We start from the raw sequence: 16642 nt of genomic DNA, 5'->3' as shown, positions 1-16642 counted from the left end.
CTTAGTCATTATCTTTATTAAAAGAAATATTGAAAAAATAATAAATTAAATAACAAATGTAAAAGAATGCCCCAGCATAAAATAATACTAAGATATCAACTAGACTCAATGCTACAACTCCAAACATAGTACTAAGTGGAGTATACATAATTAATGCTTGCAGTCCAAGAGTTAACACAATAGCTCCCCATAACCATAAATTACTTAATTGTTTAATTCTATATTGTTCTCTAATCACAAATACTAAAACTAATTCATACACAGCAATAAAATTAAATATCATTGTTTGTGAAAGAGCAGAAGTCTTATCTCCAACATTTCCTCCATAAATACTAAACAAGTATAATCCAATGATTGTACCAACACTACCTAAGACTCCAATCAAAATTAATTTAGATCGAGGCAAAATTCCTTCTTTTGATGAAATAGGTTTTCTCTTCATAATATTCTTTGAATAAGGATCAACTCCAAATGCAAGTGCAGGTGCTCCATCAGTTACCATATTTATCCATAAAAGAAGAATTGCAGTAAGAGGTAAATTAAATCCAAAAATTACTGCTAAAAAGATAATTAAAACTTCACCAAAATTACCAGAAAGTAAAAGCATGATAGACTTTTGAATATTATCATAAATTCCTCTTCCTTCTTCAATAGCATTAACAATATTAGTAAAAGAGTCATCAAGTAAAACAAAGTCTGCAGCTTCCTTTGCAACATCAGTTCCTGAGCCTACTGCAATCCCTATATTCGCCTTTTTTAGAGCTGGCGCATCATTTACTCCATCACCAGTCATTGCAACCACATTTCCTTGTCTTTGAAGTTCTGTAACAATTCTTTGTTTATGTTCAGGATTAACTCTTGCAAAAATATTTGTATTTCTCTTTAAGACCTCTCCTAATTCTTTATCACTGATAACTTCAAGTTCTTCACCAGTCATAACTTCTCCCAAAATACCTACTTGCTCTCCAATTGCTCTTGCAGTTTCCTTATAATCTCCTGTAATCATAATAACTCTAATTCCTGCATCTTTAGTTTTAGCAATAGCTTCAATAACATCAGGTCTTGGAGGGTCAATCATTGCTTGAAGACCAACAAAAATTAATTTCTCTTCTGTAAAATCCTTTTTATGTTTAATTTCTTTATATGCAAAACTTAAAACTCTAAGTGCTTGTGCAGAGTACAAATCATTTTGTACGAGAATAATTTTTTTAATATCTTCAGTTAATTTCACAACCTTACCATCGTTAACAACATGACTACATTTATTTAAAACTGCATGAGTTGAACCTTTACTAAAAACAAAAATCTCCTTCTTCTCTTGAATCAAAGTAGACATCATCTTTCTTGTTGAATCAAAAGGAATCTCATCTAAATTTGCCAAATCTTCTTTAATTCCTGCCTTTATTGCAGAAACTCTAAGTGCTGCCTCTGTAGGATCTCCAGAAATTTTCCAGAGTCCTTTCTCTTTATAATGTGAAGAATTATTACAACCAAGACCAATCTTGTATAACATAGGATTTAATCTCTTTTCAATATGACCTTGTGGGTTATAACCTACTCCTTCAATTGAAGTCTCATTATCAAGAGTCCAAGCATTTCTCACAGTCATTTCATTTTGAGTAAGAGTTCCAGTCTTATCTGTACAAATCACATTACAAGAACCAAGAGTCTCAACTGAAGATAATTTTCTAACCAATGCTTTCTTTGAAAGTAAATTTTTAACGCCAATACTAAGAGCAACAGTTACAACTGCAGAAAGAGCGGTCGGAACTGCTGCAACTGCAAGTGAAATTGCAACAAGAGCAAATGATAAGATGTTGTCTTTACTAAATCCTTTAGTAATAGTTAGAGCAATAAATACAAAAACACAAATCCCTATAATTGCATAACCTAATTTTTTTCCAAATTCATCTAATCTTTTTTGAAGTGGAGTTTGCTCATCTTCTACTTGGGTAATAAGTTTAGTAATTCTACCAATTTCAGTCTTCATTGCAGTACTTACAACTATGGCTTTTGCAGAACCTTCAGTTACTGTTGTAGAACTAAAAAGCATATTCTTCTGATCACCAATACCACAATTATCATTAATTACAAATTGATGTTTATTAACTGGCAAACTCTCTCCTGTAAGAGCGCTCTCTTCTACTCGTAATTTCCTCTCTTCAATAATTCTACAATCTGCAGGAATTCTATCTCCTGCCTCTAAAAAAATAACATCTCCAACAACTAGATTTTTTGAATCAGTTTTAATTAATTTAGAATCACGATAAACTTTAGCAACTACAAGATTTAATTTTTTTAATGCTTCAAGAGACTTTTGAGCTGAAAGTTCTTGAAAGAAACCAATTGCAGCATTTGCTAGAATAATCACAATAATAATTGCAGCATCTAAATAATGGCCGAAAGCTAAAGAAAAAATACTTGCAAAAATCAGTAAATAATTAATGAATCCTTGGAACTGACTAATCAAAATTTTAATAGGGTCAATATTAGTTTTAGTCTTTAATAGATTATGTCCATATGCTTTAATTCTTCTTTTAACTTCTTGATTTGAAAGACCAGAACTTGTACTATCTAATTCTTTTAAAATAGTAGAAGTTTCTTCCTTATAATATTCCATAAGAAATCTTAACTAAAATTATTTATAAATATTTATAGTCACGAATGAGATTGATTATTAATATATAGCAATATAAGAGTTAGTAATTATCTCTTTATGTCGAAACAAAGACTTATATAAATGTTATACAAAAAGAGATTATGGTAGTAAAAACAACATTATCTTTTATGCTTTTAAGCCTAGTAAATGTTCAAGATGTAAGAATAACTCTTGATTCAAATCAAACAATTGGAAATCCAATTCAAATAGTCTCTACTTGTCCTCAAAGAGAATGTCCTGAGAAAACATATGTTGTCTCAGCAGGTCCTTTTCTAAGAGAAGACGAATATACTCCAGTTAATATCTATGAAAATTCTTCAAGAAAAAACAAATATTTTTTAGAGAGTAGTCAAAAAAGATTTAAAAAATTATATTGATCAAAGAAAAAATGTGATGAGATATTCACCTTACTTAAATAAAACAAGAAGAGATCCAAGACTCGGTTAGAATTTAGGACAAATAATTTTTTTAAGTCCTTTTACATCTCCTTGAAAAATATTTTTATAATTTAATCTATAAGTTTTTTCATTACACATTGCTTCAATTAATGAAACTGTTCTTCTTGGCAAAACTAATCTATCAAAACCTCCTTCAATCATTAAATAATCAGTATTTAAAATATCTTCCTCTTCAAATTTATTTTGAGTTTCAAGTAATGCAAGAATAGGATTTTCATTATTAATTGGGTCTTCAACTAATTTAAATCCTAAAAACTGATATGCAATTCCAGTAATATATCTTTCAACCCTATCTGAAGAAAGTCCTCCAATTTTAATTTTTCCTTCTGAAGTCATATTCTTTGCAGTTTCACTTCTAATTCTACTAATATATGATTCAATTGATTTAAAAGGTAATTTCTTCACAGATGGTTTTAATTTTTGAGATAATAATCTAATATTTGGGGTTCTTAAATTTAAATTATTGTAAATTTCGTAAGTATATTCAACTCCTAAATCACCCTTCTTATTCTTATGTAGATAACCTAAAATCTCAACCATTTTTCAATCTATCATAAATATCATTCCAAGAATTAACTCTATTAATTTTTTCATTCTCTAAAATATTTTTATTCCAAGGCCAGCTCATAACAAAAGTTTGAATACCTTTCTTTGAAACATTCTCAATTACATGTGGAGCATCATCAATCATCAAATCAAAACCTTTCTCAACACAAACTCCAGATTTACAATCATATCCTGTTTCATCTAGAAAAATAAATTCTTTAAAAATTCCTTCTCCAAAATTATTATTAATCCATTCAATAGTTCTATCCCTAACTTTTGAATCTCTAGCTGTAAGAACATATAATTCATATTTGTCTTTTAGAATATTTAATATTTCTTTTGCATTATTTATTGCTTTTAAGTTTAAGATGTTTTTATCGAGCATTACTAAATATTCTTCAAACATTTCTTTTGCATCATATTTAGGTGTTAACCACTCAAAGAAGTAATCTTTCATATCTTCAAGTTTATAATTGGAATTATCTTTCGAATTAACCATATCTAAAAGATTTTCTGTACTCTCACATAAAACCTGATCAACATCTATTGCAATTTTCATATTTTAATCTTTTCGAAATAATACAAATGTAAAACCTTTAACATCAACTACTTCAGAATCAGTTTCTTCTGCTAAGAATGCTGCCATTTTTTTCAACTCACCCTTATCTTTTGCTATAAGGGATTTAATTTTCACAATTTCATGAGCTCTTAAATAATTATCAACAGTATCAATAAAAGTATCAGTTATTGCACTCTTTCCAACATTAAATTGAGGCTTTAGTGCATTAGCAATACTTTTTATTTCTTTTTTATCATAACTTTCCATAATAAAGTTAGTAATAATAGTTTTATAAATATAATGCTCACAAAACTTACAGTTAATTCTAAGTATAAACTTTAAGTGCCTCTCTTCCAATTTCTCTAAACGCTCTTTGAACTCCACCTTGTCCTAGTTTTATTCCGCCAAAATATCTTACAACAATTAAAACATGATTATCTAACTTGTTTTCTTTTAAAATTTCAAGTAGAATTTTCCCTGGCTGGCCTACTTCTTTATCATTCTTGAATTTTTCAAATGAATCTAATTTAATTCCAACACAAATATGATTTGCCTTTTTATGTTTTTGATTAAACTCTGATAAAATATTTTCTATATCTTCTTCATTTGTAATTTCATATAAAAAAGCGAAGAATTTTGATTTCTTAACAGTAAATTTTGTCTCAGAGATTAGTTTCATATTTATATAATAAATATTCGTTTAGTATAGATTATAAATCTATTTTTTATTTGTCAGGAAGGTTTATAGATTTCGAGAGATTAATTAATATAAGAATGTTTAAAAAATATTTAAAACGGTTTTCAAAAATGATATTATATACAATACTAATACTAATCATAGGAGGGACTTTATTCCTAAATTTTGCACCAACTTTTGGAGATGATGCTAAGGGTAAGAGTCTAGATAAAATAAAGGGATCAAATAACTTTGATGGTAAAAAGTTTACAAATCTAGTTCCTACAAGATTAGGGATGAATAGAACTGAAGATGGAAATCATTCGATGTGGGACTTCTTTTTCAAGAGTAAAAATGGGAAAAATCCTGAGGCGCCTTTACCCTCTAAAAAGTTGAATAAGTACATTAAAGATGATTCATTCACATGGCTTGGTCATTCAACAATTTTAATGAAAACTTCAAATGTAACAATAATAACTGACCCAGTTTTCAATAGGGCATCACCACTTCCAATCTTTGGGAAAGCATTCGAATTTGAGAATCCAATTAAGATAGAGGATTTGCCAAAAATAGATGTAGTTGTGATTTCACATGACCACTATGATCACTTAGACCATAGAGCAATTAAAAAATTAGCTCCAAATGTGGAAAGATTTTTTGTACCCTTAGGTGTTAAAGCGCATCTTCTAAAATGGGGAGTTGACGAAGATAAAATTATTGAGAAAGAATGGTATGAGAATGTAAGTTATAAAAATATTAATTTTACCTTTGTACCAACAAGGCATTTTTCAGGAAGAGGATTAACAAATAGAGACTCAACTCTTTGGGGAGCTTGGATAATTAAATCTGAATCATTAAATATTTACTCTGGAGCAGATGGTGGTTATTCTAATGAATTTAAAAAAATAGGAGACAAATATGGTCCTTTTGATATTGCATTTATGGAAAATGGAGCATATAATCAAGCCTGGGCAGATGTTCACATGAAGCCAGAAGAATCTATTCAAGCAAGTATTGATTTAAATGCTAAAGTTGCATTGCCTATCCACTGGGGAAAATTTGACCTTTCTATACATCCATGGGATGAACCTATAATTAGATTTACTAAAGAAGCTCAAGTTAAGAATGTAAGTGTAGCTACTCCTTTAATTGGAGAGAGTTTCACATTAGATAAAATTCCTCAAGATAAATGGTGGGAAGAGTTGAGAGATTAGAATTATTAATTAGGAATAGATATTTAAATTATTTATTTGTTAATATAAATTCTCTTGGTAAAGGTATTGGAGATAAATTAATGTTATTTATAGAGAAAAGTGCAAAATATCTTTCTCTCTCTCTAAGTAGAATTTAAATACATTTTTAAATATAGAGTTTTATGATATATATATATGATAGAAATTAAAGAGTTAAGTAAATCTAAAGTAAATGATGTAGTTCAGATTTATTCTCAATATGATAAAAATGATTCTAAAATAATTGAAAAAGCTTATCTTAAATTTTATTCCAAGTCTAAATCTAAAAGAAACAAAAATGTTAAAGATTATATTTTATTTAATGATAAAGAGATTATTGGATTTTCAGGTTTTAATAAAGAGGAAACTGAAACTACTGATATATATTGGCTTAATTGGACAGCTATAAAAAAAGGTAATGAGAAAAAAGGCTATGGTTCAGTATTATTAAATTTTATTCTTAAAGAGCTAAAAAGAAGGAAGGGAAGAAAATTATATGTTTCAACATCTTCTAAGAATAAAAATGCTATAGAATTTTACAAAGAGATTGGTTTTCATAAAGAAGCAATATTGAAGGATTATTATAAAAAATCAGAAGATTCAATAATCATGAGTATTAATATTTAATATTATCAGGATAATGAGAATATTTTATTTCTTCAAAATAATCTAAATATTCTATTAGAAGAATATCTTTGGAATATTTCTCAGTTAAACTAGTAAAAACTGAATAAATATTATATTGTAAAATATATTGAAATTTTATTCTTTAATATTTTTGTTACATTTGAAAGAATTAATCTTATTTTATTTGAAAAATATTATAACTCATTACTTATTTTTATCCTTAGATTTTTCTTCTTCACTAAATGCAATCATAAAAACAAACCCTAAAGATATTCCCATAATAATACTATCAAATACAACTCAAAACATTAAACCAAATGTTAAACCTAATGAAATAGATTTTTCACTAAGTTTTAAACTTTTAAAATAATTTTCAATTTTATTCTTCATATAAAAACAAATATGTAGGTATTTATTAATTTTCACTTTTTCAGTATTAACTTTCTTAGTAAACCTATATTCCTTGGAAATTTCATTCAATTTATGATAAACTATTATAATAGAAAATAGCAAGTGATTTTTCATATAGATGAATCACTACAAGTATTCAAAGAATTATTTAAGTAATTTTTATAAACTTCAAAACCTCTAGAAAACTATGAGTTTAGATAAATTACCATTAATAATTAAAAATAGAGGTTTAATTGCAGATATGGTTAATGCACTTGCTGCTTCAAAACCTAAGTTAAATATTGAAAATGAATTAATTGCTTACAATTTAATGAGATATTTTATTCCAGAATTTAATCCAATATTAAATAAGGGAGGCTCAGTTGCAATCCAAGATAAAAAAGGTAGAAGTTTTTTATATAGAGGTAATTCAATTCCAAGAAGTTTAGGTATAAGACATCTAGATGAATTATCTGGTGCTAATTTAGCTTATTTTTGTGAACAAGCAGAAGTTGAAGCTGTGTTATTAAAACCTGAGGAGGCATTTGGTTTTGAGTCATTTTACAAATGTTTGTTTAATCTTTAACCAATCAACCTTAAATATTCTTCTTTATACAATTTAGCTATTCTCTCATTCTCAATAATTAAAACATTCTCATCATTATAATCGTCTCCTGAAGCGCTCGGATTCATTGAACCAGTAATAACTATTCTCTCATCAACTACAAAGAACTTATGATGCATATTCCCTTTGCTAGTATCATTATACAATGTAAAATAACTTGAAAGATTTTTAGCATCAGACCCTTTAAGATTAAAATTCCTCTTTTCAATTAATCCTGAAACATTTAAGCCTTCAATAGATTTTCCAATAAGTTTATTTGAAATATCATTATGAGTAATTGCAAAAGTTGCAAAAAATATTTCTTCTTTTGCAGAATTTAATATGTCAATAATCTCATCACCACAATTATCTTGTGGACACATATAAGAAGATATAATATATTTATTCTCATTCTCAATAATTGTTATATTATTAAACTCTAAAAAAGATTTTTTATTATCTCCAAAAACATTATTACTCATCTGATCAAATTCATTCTCATAATTTGTAGCAAGACTCTTAGAATTCAAAACAATAAGATTATTATTATTCTTAAAAAATCCATTCGTTGTAGGATTAGTTGAACCTGTAATTAAAATTTCATCATCAATAATACAAAACTTATCATGCATATAATTATTATATCTTGTTCCTCTATTAACATCAGAATATACTTTAACTTTAGTATTTGAAAGTTCTTTAATTGAATCTTCAAGCAAGTAATCATTATCAATAATTAAACTAATCTCTACATCATCTTCTGATTTTTCAGATAATATTTCAGATAAATTTAACTCGTCCAATTCATAAAAAGCGCATTTAATCTCAAACTTAGCATTATCAAAACTAGTTTCAAATATTTCATAACACTCATTAGAAGGACAAAATAATACTTCTATTTTCTCATCAGAAATCTCTTGCAAATTATAATAAATATTTTGTTGAAAAATTTCATCTTCAAAAGTATCTTCATAATAATAATTAATCTCGGAGATAAAAGACTGATTATTATATCCAAGAATTAAAAGTAAAACAACTATAATTAATTTCAAAAATTTCTTTTGCATAGCTTTATTAAAACTTAATTTATTTAAATACATTATGAAGCTCTCAGAGAGGACAATAATTAAAATATCCTTTATAATTTTTTTACTAAGTTTTACTTTACTATATTATTTAGACTCAACACTTGAAGTAAAACAAATTCCAATAAATGAGATTTCAATCAAAAATTTAAATGAATATGTAGCAATCAAAGCAAGTATTTCAAAACAAACAGTAAATAAAAATAATTCATTTTTAATACTAAAAGACTCATCAGGAGAAATTGATGCAATAATATTTAATATAAAAAATAAAATTCCAAATGAAGAATATCTATTTTTAGGAAAAGTCAGTTTATATGATGACAAATTAGAATTAATAATCGATGAAATTAAAACTCAAAATCATGAATCGAACAATTAGGAATTTCAATATTTATTATTTCTTCATTTGTTAGATCATTAATAAATCCATATATTTTTTGTATAATTGAATCATGTGTGACAATTAAAACATTTTCATAATTTTCTTTCTTTAAATTATTTAAGAATTCATAAACTCTACTTTTCTCTTCATTAAAGCTTTCGGCATCATTAAATTTAGCATTCCATTCATCCTTGCTTTTATTAATTTTTAATTTATAACTATCATAGGATTCATCTTCAAAACCTGTGTGTCTATCATCTAAATTTTCATTTTCTAATATTTTCAATTCATGATATTTATTAATAAAATTAGCCGTTTGGTATGTTCTATAAAGTTCAGAAGAATATATTATCTCAAATTTATTGTTTTTTAATTTTATTGCAACATCTTTTGCTTGTGAAATGCCTTTATCTGTTAAAAAGCATTTTTTAGTAGGAAATGAATTGCATAATCCTAAAACATTATAATTTGTCTCACCATGTTTAACACAAACAAGTTTCATATTTTAAAAAGAATTAGATATAAAATTCAACTTCAGTTACAGTCGGTTCTCCTGCATCAATTGTTACAGTTCTTACTATTTTTCCGCCTCTTTTAGCTAATCTTCTAGCTTCATCAAAATTCTCTGTTTGAGGTAAATCAATCTTATCAACAAAAATTTGATTTTGAATGATAATATCTTTTGCATCTTTATTTTTAACATCAAATGCGAATTCTCCCATAATTTTTTTCTTCATACTCTCAGGAAAATTTGTTTTACAAAAATCATGACTAACTTCTTTATTTGGTTTAGGAAGTTTGGCTTTTGTGCTAAGTGTTACATCTTCTTCTTTAAAACTAATTAAGAGATGATATTTCTTTAGTGTATCTACAAATTCTTTAAATTTAACACTATTCAGAAGAACATAATTAAAGATACCTCTTGATTTTTTAACTTTGAGATGCTTAATACCAATTTGTTCAAGCTCTGGACTCAAATCTTGGTTCCATGCAAGAGTTCCTTTAATCTCTATATCCCTATTGCCTACATAATCTGCAATTAAAGTTAATAATTCATCCACTAGATGATAGGAACCATTTAATTTGATTCCTTTCTTAGTTATTTTAATTTTAATCTGTGCTCCTATAAACTCACCCTTACTATATCTTACGAATTTGTTATGGGCATGTTCGGAGTCCTTCTTTTCAAATAAATCTTTAATATAATGCATAAATAGCTTAAGAAAAAGATGTTTATATATATTTGTTTTCTTGAAATATAAGTACTACTATTGTCGTTACTAGTAAGTTAAGACTTTTAGATAGATTTATAAATTAAGAATTGTTACTTAAAATTAGAATGATAAATTCAGAATACTTCGCAATCAGCGCAATCTTTTTTTTCGGATTTTACTTAGGTTTTAAACTTAAAGGCGCAGCATATTCCTTTAGAGAATATATTAAAGCAAATTTTTAAATTTGTAAATTAGAATTAATTTTTTAAAAAGTGATTATTTAGCTTTCCACTTTTCCAAACTTTCTTGGATTTTTTCAAAATACGATTTCACATTATCTTCAATTTCTTTAACTATCTCATCTTTATTTTTAGAGAAATAAACAAACATAAATCCTCTATCTAAATTAATTTGTCTTTTCATTAGAAGTTCTCTTTTCAGAAGTTTTGTAAGAATCTTTTGAATAGTAGTTCTATCTTTTTGAACTTTCTCAACTAACTCTTTAACACTGAGTCCTTTTTTGCTTTTTATAATCTCAGCAAAAATTTGATATTCCGATTCATTTAGGTTATAATTACATTGAACCAAATCTTTTAATGTAACCTTTTTACATGTGAAGTCAACTTTTCTCATAGTGAAAATTAATTCACACACCTTTAAAAATCTTTCTAGTTATTTAAGAATTAATTACATTAAAATTAAAATTTCCTAACTTTCTCAATGATTTCATTAACCTCTTTAGTAGAGCAAATTTCATTTCTTAGTTCCTTTGAACCTTTTACTCCTTTAGTAAACCACATAGATTGTTGTTTAATTTTAAAATCTTTTTTATAAAAATTAATTTTATCAACTTTCTCTAAATACTCTTCAAATGTTTTTTTTTGAATTTCTTTCTTATCAAATTCTAGTTTCTTGCCAGTTTTGTAATAATGATTAAACCTTGTAAATATGTTTGGGTCTCCAATTGCTGCTCTCCCAATCATTAGAGCATCGCAATGAGATTCGAGATATTTAGTTATTTGTTCTTCATCTCTGATATCCCCATTTCCAACAACTATAATATTTAGACTTTCATAAACTTCTTTAATAGCATCCCAATTAGCTTCTCCTGAATATCTTTGTGATGCTGTTCTACCATGAACTGTAATTAATTTCGCTCCTGCTCTCTCGATTTCTTTTGCAATTTCAAGATAACTAGATTTTTTATAACCTAATCTAATCTTTGCTGTAATTGGAATATTTGTATTTTCAACTAAAGCTGAAATAATTTCATAAACATTTTTTGGGTCTTTGAGAAGTGATGCTCCAGAATCATTACTCATAACTGAAGATGATGGACAACCAAAATTAACATCAATAATATCTGCTTCATCTTTAATTTTATCAATTGCTAAAGCAAAACTTTCAGGATTCGAACCAAACAATTGAACGGCATTTATTTTAAGGTTTCCTCTCTCATATCTATATTTTGGTACTTTATCACGAATTAATGCTTCAACAGAAATAAGTTCAGTTGTAGAATAAGAAGCTCCGTATTTTTCACATAATTCTCTAAAACAAATATCTGTAACATTATCCATTGGAGCTAGGAGAAATGGATTTCTTTTTACTTGTTTTTTGAGGTCTATCATAATAAATTCAAATTAAATAGTATTTAAAAACGCTTTCATTTAGAAACATATATAAATGTTATGTCATTTTTTTAAGTATATGTCAGACATTAAATTAACACATGCAACATCATTGAAAAAGGGAAGTTACCTTTTAGTTGATGGCAACCCGTGTATTGTAAAATCCGAGCCTCAAGTTTCAAGGCCTGGAAAACATGGACATGCAAAAGTAAGAATTAAAGCTATGGATATTATTACTGGCTCAACAAAAGAAGTTGTAAAACCAGGTCATGATAGTATTGAAGTACCTCTAATCTTGAAAAAGAAAGGACAAGTATTGAGTGTAGATGGTACTAATGCAGAAGTTATGGATATGGAGACATTCGAGCAATTCACAGCAGATTTAAAAATCGCTGATGAAGAGCTTGATGGTAAAATTGAAGCAGGTCAAACAGTAGTATTCTGGCAAGTAATGGGCAGATATATTATTAAATCAATTAGTGAGGATGCATAAATAAAATGGCAACATTTCCAGAAGCAGAAGCGAGATTATTCAAAAATATGTACGTATGTAGAAAGTGTGAGACTAAATTTAGAACAACAGTAGGAAAAGTTCTTGCAGGTAAAGTCTCTTGTAGAGAGTGTAAATCTAGCAGCGTAAGACCTGTTAGGATGAGGTCTAAGAAATAAATTTCTTTGAAATTATTTCATTAAACCAAAAGTTTATAAATAACATAAATCCATAAATTATAAAGATGGCACGATTCTTAAATTTCTCCGGTAAAAGGAAAGAAGATGAATATATTGAAGATAGTAATGATGACTATTTGTCTATTACAGAATTCGATGTAAGTAAGAAAACAGGCTCTACTAAAGAAGGCAAAGTTGTTGATGTTAAAGTATTTGTTTTAGACGATTATGATAATATTAGGGACATTCTTGATGTGATTAGAGGAGAAGAAACAATGTGTTTAATTGACATTCATTTACTAAGGAACAAAGATCCAGATGAATTAAGAAGAGCTGTTGACAAATTAAAGAAAACAATTGAAGCTGTTAGTGGTGAATTAGTTGGATTCCATGAGAATTGGATTTTAGCAGCACCAAAACATGTTCATATCCATAAGGGTAAGAATTAATTTTCAATTTTTCTAATTTTAAGAATCAAAATATTTTATAGGTTTTATTATTTTCAACTTCAAAATCATCATAACAATAATTTATTTTAACTTCAAACTCATTAAATCATAAGTAGAAGTTGTCTTTTCAAATACTTCTCTTGCTTCTTCTTCAATTTCCTTTGTATCTTTATATCTTTGAGAGAAATGAGTAATAAATAATTCATCTACATTATTTCTAAGCGCAGTCTCAGCACTATCTTGTGCAGTCATATGATCTGTCTCTTCTGCTTTATGAGCATGTTTTTTCATATGTGTTGCTTCCATTACTAAATAATTTGAATCTTTAACAAGTAAATCAATTTCCTTACAGGGCCTTGTATCAAAAACAAAACTAATCTTTGAGCCAACTTTTGTATAACAAACATCTTCAGGTAGAATAGTTTTCCCTTCAAATTCTATTGGTAATCCCATTTTAATTCTGGCAAGCATAGGTGAAGTTTCAAGAGAAGGTGCAATTTTTTTAATTTTTTCTTTATCAACATTAAGTGTATCTTTAACTTTGAAAGAATAACCTATGCAAGGAACACTATGACTAAGTTTTGCGCAAAAAATTTCATAATTTGAATTTTCAAAAACTTTCAAAACTTCTCCTTTTTTTGGTTCATATTCAAAAACTTCAATTGGGATTTTACTCTCAAAAATAGTTGATTTTAACATATGGTCTAAATATTTTTTAGAATCAATAGGACCATGAACTTCAATTTTTTCAACATTATCTGTATTAGTTAAAGTTTGAATTAAACCATTTAATCCTATAGTATGGTCTCCGTGCCAGTGAGAAATAAAGATTTTTTTAATCTTACCAATTGGAAGTTTCATCTTTTTAATTTGGTTTTGTGTAGCCTCGCCACAGTCAAATAGAAAAATCTGTCCTTCATACTCAAGTGCAACACTAAGATGATTTCTATCTTTAGTTGGCACCATACAACCAGTTCCTAAAAAATGCAACTTAAAGGTCATAGTATCCTCCTTTTAGTTGCGACCAAAAATTCTTTTTTAATTTTTGAGTATGTAATTTAAAAGTCATTTTAATATATAATCTAGAAAAAACAAAGAAATATTAATTTATAAATGATTGTGTTATTAAAATTCATTCACAACATAGGGTAATAGTGGAGTTAAAGGCTTATTTTTTATTAAAAGTTGTCCTTTTTTATTAAACTTTTCAATTTCTCCATACATATTTGGTGATACAAATAATCTATCATTAACAAAGAAGTATCCAGATTGATGATGTTTTTCAACAGATGCAAGAGCTATAAGTCTATCTCCTGCTTCTGCTTCTGCTTGAGACATAATTTTTTTATTGTTAATAATGCTTTGTGGTGAGCTAAAAAATAAATATCTTATATTTTTTTCAAATAATCCTAATTCTCCTTCAGGATTAATCACCTTATTAATTTGTAAATTTGCAGAAATATGTGGATACTCAAAACTCATATTAAAAGGTTCTTTAAGTTTTAAAATCATTTCTTCACCTTGTCTATCATAAGCATCAAGTAAATTATTTTCAAGTCTTCCTATCATTGATTCAGGATTCTCATTAAATTTTGCATGTCTGTAAAATTCTTGCATATGTGCAATTATATGTGTTGCATTTTTTTTAATATCCATATTTAGAGTATTTTATTGTGAATTTTCTTTATAAATTTATCCTAAAAAATATTTTTACTACAAATTTCCTCCTATTTTTTCCTTAAATTCAAATTTTGTTAAACTTTTTAATAATAAACTATTTATTAAACAAGATTTCATTTGAGAATACATGGAATCAAAAAATGAAAAACCTGTGTATAAAGCAAAAATTGGAAGTATGGATATTGCAGTTTGGGAACATAAAACTGAGAAAGGTTCTACCTATTGTTCAGTTTCATATGAGAAAAATTATTTACACGACAAAGATGGTTGGCAAAAAACTAAAAATATTTTGATAAAAGATATTCCTAATTTACAAATTGGTCTTCAAAAAGCTTATGAATTTGTAAAAATAAGAAGTTAAATCTTAAAAATTATAAATTTTTATAAAATAGAATTAATTCTTTAATATTATGCATTACTATTTAGCACTTACATCAAAATGTAATTTGAGATGTAAATACTGTTATGGAAAGAGTTGTGAAGATTATTTAACTCATAAAGAAGAAGAAAAGTACGACTTTTCACTTCCAGAGGATTTAGATTTTACAGTGGAAACTCTTGCTAAATATTCTAAAGACGATTCTAATTTTGCTTTAACATTTTATGGTGGGGAACCACTATTACAAATTGATAAAATAAAAGAGATAATGGACAAAATTGATTGTAAAACTTATATGTTGCAAACAAATGGTATGTTTTTAAATAAGTTAGATAAAGACTATGTAAATAAATTACACACAATTTTAGTTTCAATTGATGGTAATAAAGAACACACTGATGAGCGAAGAGGTGTAGGAGTATACGATACTGTAACTAAAAATAGTAATTTAATCAAACAAAACGGCTTTCAAGGAGAGATAATTGGTAGAATGACAGTTGATGAGACTTGTGACATTTATGGGGGTGTAACACATTTATATGAAAATGATGATTTTTCATTCTCTTCAATTCATTGGCAAATTGATGCTCAATTCTGGAAGGGAGATTATGAAACACGAAATTTTAAGCAGTGGTCTAATACATACAATCAAGGAATTAAAAAACTAGTTAATTGGTGGCTTGATAAAATCAAAGAAAACAAATCAGTCCCAAAAATTTACCCATTCATTGGAATCATGCAAACTCTTCTAAATGATGAAAAAGTTCCTATGAGATGTGGAGCAGGACATTCATTATTAGGAATACAAACAAACGGACAAGTTGTAGCATGTCCAATTACTGCAGGATTTAAACCTCTTTATATGGGAAATATTAGAAACTCTTCCCTAAATGATATTGAAAACAATAAAATACTTCCAGGTGGCCTTTGCTCAAGTTGTGAAATCAAAGACATTTGTGGTGGGAGATGTCTTTATGCAAACAAATCAATGTTATGGGAAGAAAAAGGATTCAAGGAAGTTTGTGATACAATATTTTTCTTAGTAAACTCTCTAAAAAAGATAAAACCTCAAATTGATGAGATGATTAAAAATAAAGAACTAAAACTTGAAGATTTTAATTATAATAAATATAATGGTTCTGAAATTATACCATAATCTTATAAATATTATAAAATTAAATTTTATATATGACAAAAAAAGAATATTCAATGGAAGATGGAGCTTGCTTTGATAAATCAAAAAAAATTCTTGCACACAGAGTACTTAATCCTAAAGTTCCTGAAAATTCACCTCAAAGATATTTATGTTACAATACTAGAGACTGCGAATTAAGATTAATATTTGAAAACATGAGATATTGTAAATATAGAGATTAAATAATAAGTTCATACCATACTA

At 27.0% G+C, this 16642-nt stretch carries 23 protein-coding genes; 11 read left to right on the top strand and 12 right to left on the bottom strand.

The features are described from left to right. Window position 1: 1 nt before the first annotated feature. Window positions 2-2620, bottom strand: coding sequence for a cation-translocating P-type ATPase (locus tag PF569_06720; protein ID MDA3855931.1), 2619 nt, complete (start codon window positions 2618-2620; stop codon window positions 2-4). 140 nt (window positions 2621-2760) lie between these two features. Between PF569_06720 and PF569_06715 the strand changes: the two genes are divergently transcribed. Next, on the top strand, window positions 2761-3036 hold the full coding sequence (locus tag PF569_06715; protein ID MDA3855930.1) for a hypothetical protein: 276 nt from the start codon (window positions 2761-2763) through the stop codon (window positions 3034-3036). 66 nt (window positions 3037-3102) lie between these two features. On the opposite strand, the gene PF569_06710 is transcribed toward PF569_06715, so the two are convergent. From PF569_06710 to PF569_06695, 4 genes are read right to left on the bottom strand one after another with little or no spacing between them, the layout of a single operon-like run. Beyond that, entirely contained in the window at window positions 3103-3657 is a 555-nt protein-coding gene (locus tag PF569_06710; protein ID MDA3855929.1) for a hypothetical protein, read from the bottom strand. Further along, window positions 3650-4222, bottom strand: a complete 573-nt coding sequence (locus tag PF569_06705) for a hypothetical protein (protein MDA3855928.1) — start codon at window positions 4220-4222, stop codon at window positions 3650-3652. The genes PF569_06710 and PF569_06705 overlap by 8 nt, the downstream gene beginning before the upstream one ends. Before the next feature lie 3 nt (window positions 4223-4225). After that, complete coding sequence (locus PF569_06700) at window positions 4226-4489, bottom strand: YhbY family RNA-binding protein (GenBank protein ID MDA3855927.1); 264 nt, start codon at window positions 4487-4489, stop codon at window positions 4226-4228. A 58-nt stretch (window positions 4490-4547) separates the two neighbouring features. Further along, a complete protein-coding gene (locus PF569_06695) occupies window positions 4548-4901 on the bottom strand; it encodes a YigZ family protein (GenBank protein MDA3855926.1) in 354 nt (117 codons plus the stop codon). A gap of 128 nt (window positions 4902-5029) precedes the next feature. Between PF569_06695 and PF569_06690 the strand changes: the two genes are divergently transcribed. From PF569_06690 to PF569_06680, 3 genes are all read left to right on the top strand, one after another. Next, window positions 5030-6112 carry an MBL fold metallo-hydrolase gene (locus PF569_06690; GenBank protein ID MDA3855925.1) on the top strand — a complete coding sequence of 361 codons (1083 nt, stop codon included), beginning with the start codon at window positions 5030-5032 and terminating at the stop codon, window positions 6110-6112. A 174-nt stretch (window positions 6113-6286) separates the two neighbouring features. Continuing rightward, window positions 6287-6757 carry a GNAT family N-acetyltransferase gene (locus tag PF569_06685; protein ID MDA3855924.1) on the top strand — a complete coding sequence of 157 codons (471 nt, stop codon included), beginning with the start codon at window positions 6287-6289 and terminating at the stop codon, window positions 6755-6757. A 598-nt stretch (window positions 6758-7355) separates the two neighbouring features. Further along, a complete protein-coding gene (locus PF569_06680; GenBank protein ID MDA3855923.1) occupies window positions 7356-7733 on the top strand; it encodes a hypothetical protein in 378 nt (125 codons plus the stop codon). Here PF569_06680 and PF569_06675 read toward each other — a convergent pair. Further along, a complete protein-coding gene (locus PF569_06675; protein MDA3855922.1) occupies window positions 7730-8851 on the bottom strand; it encodes a phospholipase D-like domain-containing protein in 1122 nt (373 codons plus the stop codon). The genes PF569_06680 and PF569_06675 overlap by 4 nt on opposite strands. A gap of 1 nt (window position 8852) precedes the next feature. Here PF569_06675 and PF569_06670 point away from each other — a divergent pair, with 1 nt between their 5' ends. Next, window positions 8853-9218, top strand: a complete 366-nt coding sequence (locus tag PF569_06670; GenBank protein MDA3855921.1) for an OB-fold nucleic acid binding domain-containing protein — start codon at window positions 8853-8855, stop codon at window positions 9216-9218. Here the strand turns inward: PF569_06670 and PF569_06665 are convergent. The 4 genes from PF569_06665 to PF569_06650 all read right to left on the bottom strand — a co-directional run bounded on the left by PF569_06665 (window position 9187) and on the right by PF569_06650 (window position 12066). Next, window positions 9187-9723, bottom strand: a complete 537-nt coding sequence (locus PF569_06665) for a phosphoglycerate mutase family protein (GenBank protein ID MDA3855920.1) — start codon at window positions 9721-9723, stop codon at window positions 9187-9189. The two genes, PF569_06670 and PF569_06665, sit on opposite strands and share 32 nt — an antisense overlap. Window positions 9724-9736: 13 nt before the next feature. Continuing rightward, window positions 9737-10432, bottom strand: coding sequence for a hypothetical protein (locus tag PF569_06660; GenBank protein MDA3855919.1), 696 nt, complete (start codon window positions 10430-10432; stop codon window positions 9737-9739). A 279-nt stretch (window positions 10433-10711) separates the two neighbouring features. Further along, window positions 10712-11068 carry a BlaI/MecI/CopY family transcriptional regulator gene (locus PF569_06655; GenBank protein ID MDA3855918.1) on the bottom strand — a complete coding sequence of 119 codons (357 nt, stop codon included), beginning with the start codon at window positions 11066-11068 and terminating at the stop codon, window positions 10712-10714. Window positions 11069-11133: 65 nt separating this feature from the next. Beyond that, a complete protein-coding gene (locus tag PF569_06650; protein ID MDA3855917.1) occupies window positions 11134-12066 on the bottom strand; it encodes a tRNA-dihydrouridine synthase family protein in 933 nt (310 codons plus the stop codon). 79 nt (window positions 12067-12145) lie between these two features. Here PF569_06650 and eif5A point away from each other — a divergent pair, with 79 nt between their 5' ends. From eif5A to sepF, 3 genes are all read left to right on the top strand, one after another. Further along, entirely contained in the window at window positions 12146-12559 is a 414-nt protein-coding gene (eif5A, locus tag PF569_06645; protein ID MDA3855916.1) for a translation initiation factor IF-5A, read from the top strand. A 5-nt stretch (window positions 12560-12564) separates the two neighbouring features. Next, a complete protein-coding gene (locus PF569_06640; GenBank protein MDA3855915.1) occupies window positions 12565-12735 on the top strand; it encodes a 50S ribosomal protein L40e in 171 nt (56 codons plus the stop codon). A 65-nt stretch (window positions 12736-12800) separates the two neighbouring features. Continuing rightward, window positions 12801-13184 (top strand): cell division protein SepF, encoded by a 384-nt coding sequence (gene sepF, locus PF569_06635; protein ID MDA3855914.1) that lies wholly within the window; start codon window positions 12801-12803, stop codon window positions 13182-13184. Between the two features lie 81 nt (window positions 13185-13265). Here the strand turns inward: sepF and rnz are convergent, their stop codons facing one another. Together rnz and PF569_06625 are read right to left on the bottom strand one after the other, a co-directional pair. Next, entirely contained in the window at window positions 13266-14186 is a 921-nt protein-coding gene (gene rnz / locus PF569_06630; GenBank protein MDA3855913.1) for a ribonuclease Z, read from the bottom strand. A gap of 123 nt (window positions 14187-14309) precedes the next feature. Beyond that, the gene (locus PF569_06625; GenBank protein MDA3855912.1) at window positions 14310-14840 is read right to left on the bottom strand and encodes a hypothetical protein; all 531 of its coding nucleotides are present in this window, start codon (window positions 14838-14840) and stop codon (window positions 14310-14312) included. A gap of 151 nt (window positions 14841-14991) precedes the next feature. Here PF569_06625 and PF569_06620 point away from each other — a divergent pair, with 151 nt between their 5' ends. From PF569_06620 to PF569_06610, 3 genes are read left to right on the top strand one after another with little or no spacing between them, the layout of a single operon-like run. Next, on the top strand, window positions 14992-15225 hold the full coding sequence (locus tag PF569_06620; GenBank protein ID MDA3855911.1) for a hypothetical protein: 234 nt from the start codon (window positions 14992-14994) through the stop codon (window positions 15223-15225). Window positions 15226-15274: 49 nt separating this feature from the next. Continuing rightward, on the top strand, window positions 15275-16399 hold the full coding sequence (locus tag PF569_06615) for a TIGR04084 family radical SAM/SPASM domain-containing protein (protein MDA3855910.1): 1125 nt from the start codon (window positions 15275-15277) through the stop codon (window positions 16397-16399). A gap of 32 nt (window positions 16400-16431) precedes the next feature. Beyond that, window positions 16432-16620 carry a hypothetical protein gene (locus tag PF569_06610; GenBank protein ID MDA3855909.1) on the top strand — a complete coding sequence of 63 codons (189 nt, stop codon included), beginning with the start codon at window positions 16432-16434 and terminating at the stop codon, window positions 16618-16620. The last annotated feature ends 22 nt before the right edge of the window (window positions 16621-16642 follow it).

This window comes from Candidatus Woesearchaeota archaeon (genome assembly GCA_027858315.1).
In the GTDB taxonomy this organism is placed as follows: Archaea; Nanobdellota; Nanobdellia; order Woesearchaeales; family UBA583; genus UBA583.
The sequence above is the reverse complement of the archived record's forward strand: the minus strand, read 5'-3'. Positions and strand labels throughout refer to the sequence as shown.

Coding starts and splice junctions, on each gene's coding strand:
- PF569_06650 (MDA3855917.1), bottom strand. CDS start 12,066: ATGATAGACCTCAAAAAACAAGTAAAAAGAAATCCATTTCTCCTAGCT.
- PF569_06615 (MDA3855910.1), top strand. CDS start 15,275: ATGCATTACTATTTAGCACTTACATCAAAATGTAATTTGAGATGTAAA.
- PF569_06705 (MDA3855928.1), bottom strand. CDS start 4,222: ATGAAAATTGCAATAGATGTTGATCAGGTTTTATGTGAGAGTACAGAA.
- PF569_06665 (MDA3855920.1), bottom strand. CDS start 9,723: ATGAAACTTGTTTGTGTTAAACATGGTGAGACAAATTATAATGTTTTA.
- PF569_06640 (MDA3855915.1), top strand. CDS start 12,565: ATGGCAACATTTCCAGAAGCAGAAGCGAGATTATTCAAAAATATGTAC.
- PF569_06690 (MDA3855925.1), top strand. CDS start 5,030: ATGATATTATATACAATACTAATACTAATCATAGGAGGGACTTTATTC.
- PF569_06660 (MDA3855919.1), bottom strand. CDS start 10,432: ATGCATTATATTAAAGATTTATTTGAAAAGAAGGACTCCGAACATGCC.
- PF569_06675 (MDA3855922.1), bottom strand. CDS start 8,851: ATGTATTTAAATAAATTAAGTTTTAATAAAGCTATGCAAAAGAAATTT.
- sepF (MDA3855914.1), top strand. CDS start 12,801: ATGGCACGATTCTTAAATTTCTCCGGTAAAAGGAAAGAAGATGAATAT.
- PF569_06655 (MDA3855918.1), bottom strand. CDS start 11,068: ATGAGAAAAGTTGACTTCACATGTAAAAAGGTTACATTAAAAGATTTG.
- PF569_06700 (MDA3855927.1), bottom strand. CDS start 4,489: ATGGAAAGTTATGATAAAAAAGAAATAAAAAGTATTGCTAATGCACTA.
- PF569_06620 (MDA3855911.1), top strand. CDS start 14,992: ATGGAATCAAAAAATGAAAAACCTGTGTATAAAGCAAAAATTGGAAGT.
- PF569_06695 (MDA3855926.1), bottom strand. CDS start 4,901: ATGAAACTAATCTCTGAGACAAAATTTACTGTTAAGAAATCAAAATTC.
- eif5A (MDA3855916.1), top strand. CDS start 12,146: ATGTCAGACATTAAATTAACACATGCAACATCATTGAAAAAGGGAAGT.
- rnz (MDA3855913.1), bottom strand. CDS start 14,186: ATGACCTTTAAGTTGCATTTTTTAGGAACTGGTTGTATGGTGCCAACT.
- PF569_06625 (MDA3855912.1), bottom strand. CDS start 14,840: ATGGATATTAAAAAAAATGCAACACATATAATTGCACATATGCAAGAA.
- PF569_06685 (MDA3855924.1), top strand. CDS start 6,287: ATGATAGAAATTAAAGAGTTAAGTAAATCTAAAGTAAATGATGTAGTT.
- PF569_06670 (MDA3855921.1), top strand. CDS start 8,853: ATGAAGCTCTCAGAGAGGACAATAATTAAAATATCCTTTATAATTTTT.
- PF569_06710 (MDA3855929.1), bottom strand. CDS start 3,657: ATGGTTGAGATTTTAGGTTATCTACATAAGAATAAGAAGGGTGATTTA.
- PF569_06715 (MDA3855930.1), top strand. CDS start 2,761: ATGGTAGTAAAAACAACATTATCTTTTATGCTTTTAAGCCTAGTAAAT.
- PF569_06680 (MDA3855923.1), top strand. CDS start 7,356: ATGAGTTTAGATAAATTACCATTAATAATTAAAAATAGAGGTTTAATT.
- PF569_06720 (MDA3855931.1), bottom strand. CDS start 2,620: ATGGAATATTATAAGGAAGAAACTTCTACTATTTTAAAAGAATTAGAT.
- PF569_06610 (MDA3855909.1), top strand. CDS start 16,432: ATGACAAAAAAAGAATATTCAATGGAAGATGGAGCTTGCTTTGATAAA.